11 protein-coding genes are annotated in these 12697 nt (G+C 56.4%); 6 read left to right on the forward strand and 5 right to left on the reverse strand.

Annotated features, from left to right (window positions below; genetic code table 11):
- The first annotated feature begins 23 nt into the window (after positions 1-23).
- The 3 genes from QGM61_RS02955 to QGM61_RS02965 are packed head-to-tail and all read left to right on the forward strand — an operon-like array spanning position 24 to position 2094.
- Positions 24-500 carry an RNA polymerase sigma factor gene (locus tag QGM61_RS02955; RefSeq protein WP_237132890.1) on the forward strand — a complete coding sequence of 159 codons (477 nt, stop codon included), beginning with the start codon at positions 24-26 and terminating at the stop codon, positions 498-500.
- 52 nt (positions 501-552) lie between these two features.
- Positions 553-1308 (forward strand): anti-sigma factor family protein, encoded by a 756-nt coding sequence (locus QGM61_RS02960; protein WP_281131851.1) that lies wholly within the window; start codon positions 553-555, stop codon positions 1306-1308.
- Positions 1309-1341: 33 nt separating this feature from the next.
- Entirely contained in the window at positions 1342-2094 is a 753-nt protein-coding gene (locus QGM61_RS02965) for a YggS family pyridoxal phosphate-dependent enzyme (RefSeq protein ID WP_281131852.1), read from the forward strand.
- 2 nt (positions 2095-2096) lie between these two features.
- Here QGM61_RS02965 and QGM61_RS02970 read toward each other — a convergent pair whose 3' ends face one another.
- Entirely contained in the window at positions 2097-3719 is a 1623-nt protein-coding gene (locus tag QGM61_RS02970) for a hypothetical protein (RefSeq protein ID WP_281131853.1), read from the reverse strand.
- A 121-nt stretch (positions 3720-3840) separates the two neighbouring features.
- Between QGM61_RS02970 and QGM61_RS02975 the strand changes: the two genes are divergently transcribed.
- Positions 3841-5199, forward strand: a complete 1359-nt coding sequence (locus tag QGM61_RS02975; protein ID WP_281131854.1) for a serine hydrolase domain-containing protein — start codon at positions 3841-3843, stop codon at positions 5197-5199.
- Between the two features lie 19 nt (positions 5200-5218).
- Here the strand turns inward: QGM61_RS02975 and QGM61_RS02980 are convergent, their stop codons facing one another.
- Genes QGM61_RS02980 through efp form a run of 3 tightly spaced genes read right to left on the reverse strand, consistent with a single transcriptional unit; the run spans position 5219 to position 7152 of the window.
- Complete coding sequence (locus QGM61_RS02980; protein WP_237132885.1) at positions 5219-5539, reverse strand: hypothetical protein; 321 nt, start codon at positions 5537-5539, stop codon at positions 5219-5221.
- A 59-nt stretch (positions 5540-5598) separates the two neighbouring features.
- Positions 5599-6579, reverse strand: a complete 981-nt coding sequence (gene epmA, locus QGM61_RS02985; RefSeq protein WP_281131855.1) for an EF-P lysine aminoacylase EpmA — start codon at positions 6577-6579, stop codon at positions 5599-5601.
- A gap of 3 nt (positions 6580-6582) precedes the next feature.
- Entirely contained in the window at positions 6583-7152 is a 570-nt protein-coding gene (gene efp / locus QGM61_RS02990) for an elongation factor P (RefSeq protein WP_237132883.1), read from the reverse strand.
- 116 nt (positions 7153-7268) lie between these two features.
- On the opposite strand from efp, the gene epmB reads away from it, so the two are divergent.
- Positions 7269-8264 carry an EF-P beta-lysylation protein EpmB gene (gene epmB, locus QGM61_RS02995; protein ID WP_237132882.1) on the forward strand — a complete coding sequence of 332 codons (996 nt, stop codon included), beginning with the start codon at positions 7269-7271 and terminating at the stop codon, positions 8262-8264.
- Between the two features lie 4 nt (positions 8265-8268).
- On the forward strand, positions 8269-10353 hold the full coding sequence (locus QGM61_RS03000) for an EAL domain-containing protein (RefSeq protein ID WP_237132881.1): 2085 nt from the start codon (positions 8269-8271) through the stop codon (positions 10351-10353).
- Here QGM61_RS03000 and parC read toward each other — a convergent pair.
- Positions 10313-12562: a DNA topoisomerase IV subunit A gene (parC, locus tag QGM61_RS03005; protein ID WP_281131856.1), complete on the reverse strand. Its 2250-nt coding sequence runs from the start codon at positions 12560-12562 to the stop codon at positions 10313-10315. The genes QGM61_RS03000 and parC overlap by 41 nt on opposite strands.
- Positions 12563-12697 lie beyond the last annotated feature (135 nt).

Consider the following 12697-nt stretch of genomic DNA (forward strand, 5'->3'; position numbering starts at 1 on the left):
AAGGAAGGAGAAAAACAAGCCCCATGAAAGCTGAGCTGTTGGAGCTATTGCCAGCGCTGAGACGCTTTGCCTGGTCACTGACCCAGTCCGTGCATGATGCGGACGATCTGCTGCAGGCAACTGTCGAAAGGCTGCTGAAGAAAGGTGTGCCCGACGGCGTTGAGCTGGCGCGATGGGCATTTACCGTCTGCCGGAATCTGTGGATCGATGAATACCGGTCCCGCAAAATTCGACGCAATGTGGATGTTGAGCCCGAAGTTTACGAAGCCGGTCAGGTGGATGGTGAGAGCGATGTCCACTCGCAGATGGAACTGGAGCGTGTCATGGCAGCTATCAAGCATCTGCCTGAAGACCAGCAGACAGTATTGACCATGGTGGCCATTCAGGGCCTTCCTTACCAACAGGTCGCCGACGAACTTGAAATTCCGATCGGCACCGTGATGAGCAGGCTATCCCGGGCACGCGCACGACTCGCCAGCTCGCTGCAATTAACGAATTGAGATGTTTTTTTTTCACAGTCCGCCCGAGCAATCGGCTTACGGAGTCGAAACCATGACGATAACCGACGAAACACTGTCTGCCTTTATTGATGGCGAATTGTCCCCCGCCGAGAAGCGCGAGGTGGAGCAGCAGCTTGCAGCGAACAAAGAGCTGGCAGCGCGGCTGGCGCAACTGAAACAGGCTGATGAGCTGGTGCGACGTCACGCAAGGCTGATTGACGACACCCCGATGCCGGCATCGGTTCTCGCCATGCTGCAGGACACGCAGACCACTTCGACCGACAATGTCGTTCAGATGTCTGCGTGGCGCAAATCCATCCAGACACTGTCAGACAACGCTCAACAACATCTTGCCAAAGCAGCCTGTCTGGTTCTGGCTGCGGGGCTGGCTGGCGGTTATCTGCTCGGCAGTGGCAGCTCATCCAATGGCATGCAGACAGATATCGCACAGACCCAGCCTGGCAGCCAGGCAGAATTTCTGGCAGCAATCAGCAGCGCCGCAAGTGGCGAGTCTGTCAGCCTGCCCGGTAATCAGCAGCTGCAAATCAGTTTTAGCTTTGAAGATGCTGGTGCGCGCCTGTGTCGACACTACCTGCTTGAAAGCCCGCAACAACAGCGCGAGGGCGTGGTCTGTCGAGCCAACAACGAGTGGCTGAACGTCGCCGAAATGACAATCAGTACTGACGCGGCCGGAGCCACCTACCAGACGGCTACATCAAGTGCGACCAGCATTGACCAGATACTGGATTCCCTGATGGTGAATGGCCCTTTGCAGCCGGAGCAGGAACGGTCTCAGCTGGCCCGTTAATCAAGTGTTGCAAGGCGTGGTATTATTCACGGCATGACAGCAAACACACAGAACGACTCATCGGTTGCCAGCCGCTACCAGCATTTGCTGCAGCAATTACGCGACGAAGCCCTCAAGGTCGGTCGCGACCCCGCCAGCATCTTGTTGCTGGCGGTCAGCAAAACGCATGGCGTAGACCGGATACGCGAAGCCTGGCATGCCGGCGCACGTGACTTTGGTGAGAACTACGTGCAGGAAGCGCTGGAAAAAATTACTGCGCTAACGCCGGAATCTGTTTCGTCCACCGCTATGGCTGGACCTCAGGCTGACTCCCTGGCAATAAACTGGCATTTCATCGGTCCGGTACAGTCCAACAAGACCCGGGATATAGCCGGGGCATTTGACTGGGTGCACAGCGTTGATCGTGTCAAAATCGCCCGCCGGCTTGACGAGCAGCGCCCTGCCAACAAGGCAGCATTAAACGTCTGCGTTCAGGTGAACCTGTCAGATGAAGATACCAAGTCAGGCGTCTCACTCGCGGAGACAGCAGCACTTTGTCAGGAGATCAGCCGGATGGACCGGCTGGTTCTCAGAGGCCTGATGGCGATTCCAGCTGTCAGTTCTGACTACGAGCAGCAGCGTCAGACGTTTCGCCCTCTCAAAGAACTATTCGACGAGTTGCGCACACGTTATGCAACGATGGACACACTGTCCATCGGCATGAGTGGAGACTTCCCAGCCGCCATCGCGGAGGGCGCCACAATCATCCGCATCGGCACGGCCCTGTTTGGCCAGCGCGGCAGCTGAGTTCAGGCTTTGCCCCTCACTGGCTGCAGCCGCGTCATGATTGCTCCAGACTGAAACAGTTCCCGGCAGCGCGCTCGTTGCAATGTGCCAGCATCCGTCTTGGGCAGACTGCCCGGTCGCAACAGCAAAACCCTCGGTGCCGGCAGTCCCAGTACCTCCGCCATCAGCTTTACAATGTCCGGCACCAGGCCCCGCCAGGTTTCGGCCGGCGCCTTGCGGGCACATTCCACCATCAGCACAATCTCCTGGCGGTGATTCCCGCCAATCGCCATGCAATGGCTGATATGACGCTTCAGGAAGTGTTGCGTGATCAGCGCTTCCAGATGCTCAGCGCAAACAAGCTGACTGCCACACTGAATCAGGTTGTCGAACTGCCCAAGAATATACAGCGTGTCATTTCGCACCACGACAATGTCCTGCACTGGCGTCTGCCGGACCGCTTTTCCAGCGCCGGCACGCGTCCAGCTGACCAGACAGGCATCGCCTGTAACAGGCACCAGATTTCGGGCGATGCCTTCTGGCAAGCGCTGCAGATTCCAGCGATGTGAGCCCGATTCGCCACCGACACCAAGCAGCCTGCGACCTGCAATGCTTATGGTGCTGATGTCCTGCCTGGCCAGAATGACGCCATCGAACAGCGCAGGCTCATAAAGAAAACAGAGCTTCGGCGGCTGTATTTGCTGGCGACGAAAGCACGCCATCATCCGCTTAAGCAGGACCGGGTTTGCGAGACGGTCACTTTCATAATACAAACGCAATGTACTTTTGCCACCAGCCACCACAACGGACGAATCTTTCCCGGACAACAGTGACGTGGTGTAGCTTCCGGCCACCGTGCAGCCATACTGATTGATCGCCGACCACCAGCGTTCAGGGGTCACTGGCACCCCGGCAGCCATGCCAAGATAGCTTGGCAGTGCCGCGTAAACGGGCATCAGGACATGCAGGAGAAGGGGCCGAATGCCGTTCATGGCCTGCCAGGCAAACAACCTGTCGTCGTCCCGAAGAGCCATGGCTTTATCAAGGTGTCGAAGCGAGTTCAACACATCGGCATGCGTGTAGGCCTTGAATCCGGCTGCGGAACTGGACTCAGCTCCGGAGCGCACTCCTGTTTTGGCGGGCAGTTTGAGAGCGACATGACTGCCATTCAATGCAGGGCGCTGCCAGGGGCCGCGCTTCAGAGTCGATAGTGCAGCCACATGGGGGGTTAAGGGCAGGCGGTGATGAGCAAGCAAGTCGGCCAGCGTTCGCAATCGCTGCTCGGAAACCAGCACCACGGCAGGTTCCAGCGTGGTGATGGTTGAGAGCAGGCTGTGCCGATCGGCAGGCAGATTGGCCCTCACCAGCACCGGCACATGGCCCGACAGGATTACAGCGAACAATGCCTCAACCAGCTCGCGCAACTCGTCATTGGTATACATCAACACCACGTGTCGACGTCGCCCGGACACAGCCTGAAGGCTGCCAGCGAGAAGTTGAGCACGGTGCAGCAGATCACTGCCGGTCATCGCCTGCACCGCGCCTGGCATTGCGGCTATAAAGTTGTATAACGCCAACGTCGGATAAGCGGACGCTGTTTGCTCGAGCAACGTGATCAGATCCCGCGCCCGTCGAGCATCTATCATCGGCAGTCCTTGCGGATGTCCACTAGTCGCTGCAGTCTAGAATATTGACATGGCCCCCGCCAATTTCTTTGTGACATAATCGTGAGCGGCGTCTCATTTTTGCCATCACATGTGAGTTTTTATGAAAAAAATAATAGTCACTGTGGCCATCGTCGCGGTGCTCAGCATTGCCTTTGCCAATGGCATTACTCCCGCTTATGTGGCCAGCGCGCCGGGCGTTGCATCAGGAATTGGTGCCAAACTGCTTTGCAGCGGACGCTATGTCAGCGGTTTCAGTCAACAGCAGGCGCTGGATGATCTCGTTAAGTACTCACCGCTGCTGGACTATCTGAGCGTAGAGTTTGATGACAGCAATGAGCGCGTCACCACCTCTTTCCTTGGCCTTGCCACAACCACAGCCACCCATGTTGATGGCATCGGCTGCTACGCCGACTACGAGGGCTTCGAGCAACGGGCAGACTACGCTGCTGAAGAAAGAATCCCGATGCCTGTTTTCAGCAGCCGCTGGCCGCACGGCACGCGAGTAGAAACGATCGACTCCGCCATACAGTCGCAGCTCGACGCTATGATCGCAGCTGACAACACAGAGGGCCTGGACACACGCGCACTGCTGATTGTGCACAATGGTCAGATCATCGCTGAGTCCTACGCTGGCGAGGCGGATGCCGAAACGCCACTGCTGGGCTGGTCAATGGCCAAAAGCCTGATGGCCATCATGCTGGGCAATCTTGAATACCGGGGACTGCTGGATCCGACCACAACTCCGGTGGTTGAACAGTGGGCTGATGACGAGCGCGCCAATATCGAACTGACAGACCTGTTGACGATGACCGATGGTCTGGCTTTTTCGGAGGCCTACAATCCTGGCGACGACGCAACTGCCATGCTGTTCACCGAGGCCTCCGGTTCCGATTACGCCATCAGCCGCCCCGTCGCGCAGCGCCCAGGCACGCAGTTCAACTACAGCTCAGGAACAGCAAACATACTTTCCCGTGTTTATTTTAATCACACTGGGGCAACGCTGGCTGACAGTCTGGCTGACTACCGGGAACACATCGCAACGCCTTTGAGTTTTCAGCACACTGTTTTCGAACCAGATGCTGCAGGCGTTCTGGTCGGGAGCTCGTATTTCTACGCATCAGCGCGAGACTGGGCGCGAATCGGTCAGTTGATGCTCAATGGCGGCGTCCTCAATGGACATCGTATCGTCAGTGAAGACTGGGTGGAACGGGCGACATCACCCAACAGCTCGCGCAACAACCGCGCCTACGGTTATCAGTTCTGGCTTAATCGCGGCAATGCCGACCAGCGCTGGCCGGATCTGCCGCCAGACGCCTACGCGGCCAATGGCAATCGCGAGCAATCGGTAACTGTGCTGCCCTCGCAGGATCTCGTTGTTGTCCGGCTGGGCTGGACCACGGGCCGTTACCCGATCAATGACCGGATCGTCCAGATTATGGGATGGTTAACTACGGAATGAAGCGACCGGCAATAAGCCGCTATTGAGGTTCCCCGGTATTCGCAACAAAAGATAGCCCGCAGTGTGCGCAGTTACGCCGGAACGGATTCAGAAAGTAGTGCTTCACAAAAAAGTGCTGGTTACACCGCGGGCAACGCCGGGACGACATGCCTATACCAAACACGGCATAGATGGCCATGTAGACCAGCATCAGCCAGGTGATATCCTGGCCATTGTTCAGCAGTTGGGTAACACCAACGACGTACAGCGGAAACGTTAAAAAACACACCATCAGGCGACTGCGCGCCCGTTTGATCTGCAGCAGCTGGGGACCATACTGCTCCTGTTCGGAAGGGTTCATCTACTGTTGTATCTCCATAATGCTGCTGTGCACTGAGAGCCTATCATGAGCTCGCGGGCTCATGCATTGTTGTCGTCAAAACTGATGACTTCGGCTATGCGCTGACGGTCACTTATCAGCATCAGAAGACGATCAAAACCGAGCGCCACGCCGGCACAATCCGGCAAACCTGAGGCAAGCGCCGCGAGCAGGAATTCATCTACCGGCTGCACAGGCAGACCACCCTGCTCGCGACGCTGATTATCCGCAGCAAAGCGGCGTGCCTGCTCCTGAGCATCCGTTAGCTCAAGGTAACCATTGGCAATCTCCATACCTCGAATGAACAGCTCGAATCGCCTGGCAACCCGATGCCCATCATCAGTCAGCTCAGTTGCAGCCAGCGAAGCCTGACTGGCAGGAAAATCCGTTACAAATACCGGCGCCTGCAGCGCTGGTTCTATGACAACAGCCATCAGCAGGTTCAATGCATCATCGCGAGACAGTGTCAGATGGTCGCTGGCAGTCTGCTGTCGGGCCAGGTCGATCAGTTGCTGATCACTGGCGGCAAATGGATCAATATCCAGCCGTGATAGAAACAGATCACGATAGCTGATTCGCTCAAATCCAGATACCGCCCAATCGGACGATCCGTTGTCAGACTGCTCAGCACAGGTGCACACCAGCGCCTCTATCTCAGCCATCAATAGCTGGTCGTCAAAACCGGGCCGATACCATTCCAGCATGGTGAACTCAGGGTTATGCCGCTGCCCTGCCTCATCGCGCCGAAACGCCTTGCATATCTGATAAATCGGTCCACTGCCCGCGGCAAGCAGACGTTTCATGGCGAACTCGGGAGAGGTCTGCAGAAACCGGCGCTTTGAGTCATGCAACTCAACTACCATGCTGTCCAGGTGCAGATCAGTCACGGTGGCCTGCGACAACAGCGGCGTTTCCACTTCCAGCACCTGCCGCTGCGCAAAAAAAGCCCTGATACAGTTCAGCAGTGAAGCCCGCTGTCGCAGCAGATCAAGCGACGCTGTAGGCCGCCATGAAGCTGACATCAATCAGCGCACCCGGTTCTGATATTCACGTGTTCTGGTGTCAACACGCAGTACATCGCCGATGTTCACAAACAGGGGGACTTTCACCACAGCGCCTGAACTCAGAGTCGCTGGTTTGCTGCCGCCCTGCGCAGTGTCGCCCTTGATACCGGGATCTGTATCGACAACTTCCAGTTCAACGAAATTTGGTGGCATGACATTGATGGGATTGCCATTGAACAGCGTTACCACGTAACTCTCTTCTTCTTTCAGCCAGTCCAGCGCATCACTCATCGCCGCCTTGTCGGCCGGGAACTGCTCAAAGCTGCCGTCAGTTTTCATGAAGTGCCAGAACTCACCGTCGGTGTACAGGTAACTCATGTCGGTTTCCAGCACATCGGCGGCTTCCAGCGAATCACCCGACTTGAATGTACGCTCCCAGACCCGGCCGTTCATCAAATTGCGCAGCTTTATGCGGTTGAAGGCCTGCCCTTTACCGGGTTTCACATACTCATTGTCTACGATGGCACAGGGGTCGCCATCGAGCAGCACTTTCATGCCGGGTTTGATTTCGTTGGTAGAAAAACTTGCCATCTGTAACCTCTCTTAAATAATACTTCTGTAAACATCTGCCTTCGGTTTACCATGGCCGACCTTGTTTACCGAGATACGCTTTTTATCGAGATACCAGCGCAGGAAAACTGATTAACATGTTGATCGCATCAACCGCCGGATCCTGGCAGCAGCAGTTGTCAGACGTGATTACCGATCCTGATGAACTGTTGCGAACCCTGAATCTGGACGCCTCTCAGCTGTCGGTTTCGGCCCAGGTGTTGAAACAATTCCCGCTGAGGGTGCCGCGCTCTTTTGCAGCACGGATGCAGGCTGGAAATCCCAGCGATCCATTGCTGCTGCAAGTGCTGCCCAGCGACAAAGAAGGGGATGATACCCCCGGATTCGACTTCGATCCACTTTCAGAGTCCGATTTCAACCCTCAGCCCGGCATTCTTCACAAATATCATGGCCGCGTGCTGGCCCTGGTCGCGCCCCATTGTGCGGTTCATTGCCGTTACTGCTTTCGGCGGCACTTCCCCTACGAGGAAAATACACCCGGTCGTCAGGCCTGGGAGCAGAGTCTTGAGTGGCTGGCCGGACAGCCAGAGATTCATGAGGTCATCTACAGTGGCGGCGATCCACTGGCTGCCAGTGATAAATATCTTGCCTGGCTGACAAATCGTATTTCAGAAATACCCCATATCGGCCGATTACGTATACATACCCGTACACCGGTGATGATTCCTGCGCGGGTGAATGATGAGCTGCTGGCCTGGCTGTCAGACTGTCGACTGCAGAAAGTGATGGTGATACACGTCAATCACGCCAATGAAATTGACGCGGAAGTGACTGAAGCCCTGCAGAATCTCAGGCGGGCAGGTGTCACGCTGCTCAACCAGAGCGTGCTGTTGAAAGGCGTTAATGACAGTGCAGCTGCGCTGATTGACCTGAGCGAGCGTTTGATGGATGCTCAGGTAATGCCGTACTACCTGCACGTACTGGACCGCGTGCAGGGAGTCGCACATTTTGATGTCAGCGAGACGTACGCCTTGCAACTTATGGCTGAATTGAAGGAAAAACTGCCAGGATATCTGGTACCCAGGCTGGTGCGCGAGGTTCCCGGCGCCAGCTCCAAGACCGGACTACAATAGCAGTATGAGCGATATGGATTCCAACACGTACCAGATTCTGATCAACCATAGCGCGGGTCCGCGATCGCAGGCGGTCCTGAATCTGCTGCGACGCGCTGGCATTCAGTTTCGCGCCAAAGAGCTGACGACCGGCCATTTGCCTGACGACGTTCCCGGCTGTGATTCGCACGACCTGATTCTGCTGTTCACCGACAGCCCTGGGCAAAACTGCGAGCTGCTATTGCGCCAGCTGCAGTCGTCCCGGCGCGATATTCCCTGCCTGTTGATCTGCCGTTCACCGTCGCGCTGGCTTTCGATGTTGAGTCTGGGCGCTGCCGCGCTGATCAATGAAACACAGCTTGAGACGCCCACCGGCCAGGTGCAGTTTGTTTACCAGATAAAACGCGAGCTGGAACACCTTAACCTGCGCCGGCAATTCCGCCGGGCCAGCAGCAGTATCCGAGAGCTGCACCAGCGGCTGCAGCTGTTTACTGATCACACCACCGACGCGGTGGCGACACTGCAGGGTGGCCTGCACCAGTATGCCAATAACGCCTGGCTTTCCTATTTTGGGTTTCGCAATCATACCGAGCTGCATGCCACACCGTTTCTGGATCTGGTCGCAGACGAAGACGCGGACCGCGTGCGAGCCTTCATGAGACAGCCATTTAACAATGGTATGCAGCGCTGCGAGTTCATGGCCATCCGGCGCGACGGCAGTGAGATTCTGACCGCGCTGGACTCCGCATCTATCAGCGTCAATGGGGAACAGTCTCTGCAATTGATGGTGCAGGCAGCACTCGGCAATGCCACACATCAGAACGCCGTCCGCGAGGCGATGAGCCAGGATCTGCAAAGTGGGCTGTTGAATGATCGCGGCTTTCACAAGGTCATCAACCAGGCCATCAGCAGTGCCGTCTATCAGGGCCGTAGCAGTGCACTGATTCTGATGACGGCGCCACAACTCGCCGAAATCTCCGTAGTGCTTGGCAAAACCGACACACATATTCTGCTGCGCGATATCGCCTCTGTGCTGGCTTCCAAGTGCCCGGAACCCGCCATACTTGGCAGACTGGATGACGGCGATTTTGCCGTGTTACTGCCGGATGCTGATACTGAGGCCTGCCAGTCAACGCTGATGCGGCTGGATACCCTGGAGACGGCGCTGCAGGCGATGGCACCCCAGGGGCTGTCGCTGAGTTTCAGAAGCGGCGCCGCCATGGTCACTGATGAAGCGCCAGACGCCGAGACTCTCCTTATTCGGGCCCGCCAGCACCAGATTATTCGCCAGCACCAGGTTTATACAAACGGGCCAGTTTCGATCGACGTGCTCACGCCCTTGCGGCAGTCCCTGCGCGATGAAAACCTGTTGCTGGTGTATCAACCCACTGTCAGCCTGCGCACCGATCCCAAGGAGTTCTATGAGGTACGCATCCGCGTTCCCATCGCCGACCGGATGATTTACCCCAACGAGTTTTTGCAGATCGCCAACCAGCATGGTTATGGTGAGCGCCTTGACCGTTATGTCATCAGTCATGCTCTGCGAACACTGAACAACCAGAAAAACCCGCAGCTGTGTCTGACCGTCAACCTGACATCCAACACGCTGCTCAGCCAGACCTTTGCGGTGTGGCTGGCACAAGAGCTAAAAAGACAGGAGCAAAGCGCCAAGAGTCTTATTCTGCAGTTCAGCGAAATGGACGTGATGGGCTCACCGGATCAGGTCCGGCTTTTCTGTCAACGCCTGCGTGAGCTGGGCTTTGAACTGTCGCTATCGCATTTTGGCTGCAGCCTCGATCCGTTCCGCCTGCTGGGTCAATTGCCAGTGGACTTTGTAAAACTGGACCGTTCACTCTGGCAACAGATCGACATCGACCTTGAGCAACGCGAACGCTTGCAGGAAGTCATTCGCCATTTGCATGCGCAGGGCATTCGCGTCATCGCGCCCATGGTAGAAGATGTCGAGTTGCTGCCACTGTTGTGGCAGGCCAACATCAACTTTGTGCAGGGCAATTGCCTGCAACAGCCCAGTGACTTACTGGAGTTCGGGCTGTTCCAGGAGCAACGGATCAGCCTGCCTCAACCCGATCCACATTCTGAAAGCCTCTAGGCAGTTTGTTGCCACGGCGACCGCGCTCACCACGATAATGCTCCAGGTCAGACGCTTTCAGGTTGTGGTGTCGTCGGCCAGCGTAGACTGTAATCGAGCCGTCTGCCGGCAGCACGGTCATTGACACAACAAACTCCAGCCGGTCAGCAACCCGCCCTGATGGAATACCAATGATCTTGTTGCCCTTGCCACGCGCCAGCACCGGTAGCTCGGCAACCGGGAAGCACAGCATGCGACCTTCATTGGTGACGGCTACCAACAGATCAGTTTCAGGATTGGAGACCAGCACTGGCGGCAAAACCCTGGCACCTTTGGGCAATGACAGCACTGACTTGCCGGCCTTGTTCTTGCCCTGCAGGTCGCCCACACTGGCAATAAAACCGTAACCGGCATCACTGGCCATCAGGACTGGCTGCTTGTCATCCGCCAGTAATACGCCTTCAAATGCCGCACCCGATGGAGGCGCCAGGCGTCCCGTTAAAGGTTCGCCCTGCCCACGCGCCGACGGCAAGGTATGCGTTTGCAGGCTGTAGGCGCGACCGGTAGAGTCGATAAACACCGCTGACTGATTACTCTTGCCTTTCGCGGCCGCCTTAAATCCATCGCCCGATTTGTACTGAAGTGCTTCCGGGTCCACCTCATGGCCCTTGGCCGATCGCACCCAGCCATGTTTGGAAAGAACGACTGTCACCGGCTCCGAGGAAATCAGTTCGACCTCGCTGAAGGCCTGTGCTTCTGAGCGCTGCACCAGCGGCGAACGTCTGTCGTCGCCGTATTCTTCAGCATCCGCGGTCAGCTCTTTTTTAATCAGTGTTTTTAATTTGCGGTCAGAGCCCAGCAGCGCTTCCAGCGTTTCACGCTCTTTGGCCAGCTCGTCCTGCTCGCCGCGAATTTTCATTTCTTCCAGCTTGGCCAGATGTCGCAGTTTCAGTTCCAGAATGGCTTCAGCCTGGGTATCAGTCAGTGCGAAACGCTCCATCAACACCGGCTTCGGTTTGTCCTCGGTGCGGATGATGTGAATGACCTCATCAATATTCAGAAATGCCGTCAGCAAACCTTCCAGGATATGCAGGCGATCCAGCACTTTCTGCAGGCGATACTGCAGACGGCGTCTGACTGTTTCCGTGCGGAATACCAGCCACTCTGACAGCACAGTGCGCAGATCCTTGACCTGCGGCTTGCCGTCGGTGCCAATCATATTGAAGTTGACGCGGTAGCTTTTTTCCAGATCCGTCGTTGCAAACAGATGCAACATCAGCTCGTCTGCGTTGACTCTGTTGGAGCGCGGTACGATTACAATGCGTGTCGGGTTTTCATGATCCGACTCATCGCGCAGATCGACGACCATCGGCAGTTTTTTCTTTTGCATCTGCGCCGCAATCTGTTCCAGCACCTTGGCACCGGATACCTGGTAGGGTAGCGCGGTGATGACGACGTCACCGTCTTCCACTCGATAGACAGCGCGTGCCTTCAGAGAGCCGCGCCCTGTTTCATAAAGTGTTCGCAGATCTTCTGCCGGGGTGACGATCTCTGCTTCCGTCGGAAAGTCAGGGCCTTTGACGTGCTCCATCAGTTCGTTCAGCCCGGTCTTTGGTTCGTCCAGCAGGCGAATACAGGCACTGACCACTTCGCGCAGGTTGTGGGGTGGAATATCAGTGGCCATACCTACCGCGATACCACTACCACCATTCAACAATACATTGGGCACGCGGGCTGGCAACATGGCCGGCTCATCCAGCGTGCCGTCGAAGTTGGGTTTCCATTCAACCGTGCCCTGCCCCAGTTCGGACAGCAGCAGCTCGGCATATTTCTGCAGGCGCGACTCTGTATAACGCATTGCCGCAAAAGACTTAGGATCATCCGGCGAGCCCCAGTTGCCCTGCCCATCCACCAGCGGGTAGCGATAGCTGAATGGCTGGGCCATCAGCACCATGGCCTCGTAGCAGGCCGAATCACCGTGCGGGTGAAACTTACCGATCACATCACCAATCGTTCGCGCTGACTTCTTGAACTTGGCAGATGCCTTAAGCCCGAGCTCGGACATGGCGTAAATGATGCGTCGCTGCACTGGCTTGAGACCATCGCCGATATGCGGCAGCGCCCGGTCATTGATCACGTACATGGAGTAGTTCAGGTAGGCCTGACGGGTGTAGCTGCCCAGGGCAATCTGTTCGACGCCGTCCTGGTTGATGGTGATGTTCATGGTCATACGGTTTCTGCGAGTCTCTCGTAGGTGGAACACGGATGCGTCGTTATAGCATATTCGCGCGGCTGACCTGTAGTGCAGCGCTGGACATTCCTGTGACATTCAAATACTGTGCTTATATACAGTATCAGATTAAGT

Source organism: Pseudohongiella sp. SYSU M77423, assembly GCF_029911965.1.
In the GTDB taxonomy this organism is placed as follows: domain Bacteria; phylum Pseudomonadota; class Gammaproteobacteria; order Pseudomonadales; family Pseudohongiellaceae; genus Pseudohongiella.

Coding starts and splice junctions, on each gene's coding strand:
- QGM61_RS02955 (WP_237132890.1), top strand. CDS start 24: ATGAAAGCTGAGCTGTTGGAGCTATTGCCAGCGCTGAGACGCTTTGCC.
- QGM61_RS02960 (WP_281131851.1), top strand. CDS start 553: ATGACGATAACCGACGAAACACTGTCTGCCTTTATTGATGGCGAATTG.
- QGM61_RS02965 (WP_281131852.1), top strand. CDS start 1,342: ATGACAGCAAACACACAGAACGACTCATCGGTTGCCAGCCGCTACCAG.
- QGM61_RS02970 (WP_281131853.1), bottom strand. CDS start 3,719: ATGATAGATGCTCGACGGGCGCGGGATCTGATCACGTTGCTCGAGCAA.
- QGM61_RS02975 (WP_281131854.1), top strand. CDS start 3,841: ATGAAAAAAATAATAGTCACTGTGGCCATCGTCGCGGTGCTCAGCATT.
- QGM61_RS02980 (WP_237132885.1), bottom strand. CDS start 5,539: ATGAACCCTTCCGAACAGGAGCAGTATGGTCCCCAGCTGCTGCAGATC.
- epmA (WP_281131855.1), bottom strand. CDS start 6,579: ATGTCAGCTTCATGGCGGCCTACAGCGTCGCTTGATCTGCTGCGACAG.
- efp (WP_237132883.1), bottom strand. CDS start 7,152: ATGGCAAGTTTTTCTACCAACGAAATCAAACCCGGCATGAAAGTGCTG.
- epmB (WP_237132882.1), top strand. CDS start 7,269: ATGTTGATCGCATCAACCGCCGGATCCTGGCAGCAGCAGTTGTCAGAC.
- QGM61_RS03000 (WP_237132881.1), top strand. CDS start 8,269: ATGAGCGATATGGATTCCAACACGTACCAGATTCTGATCAACCATAGC.
- parC (WP_281131856.1), bottom strand. CDS start 12,562: ATGACCATGAACATCACCATCAACCAGGACGGCGTCGAACAGATTGCC.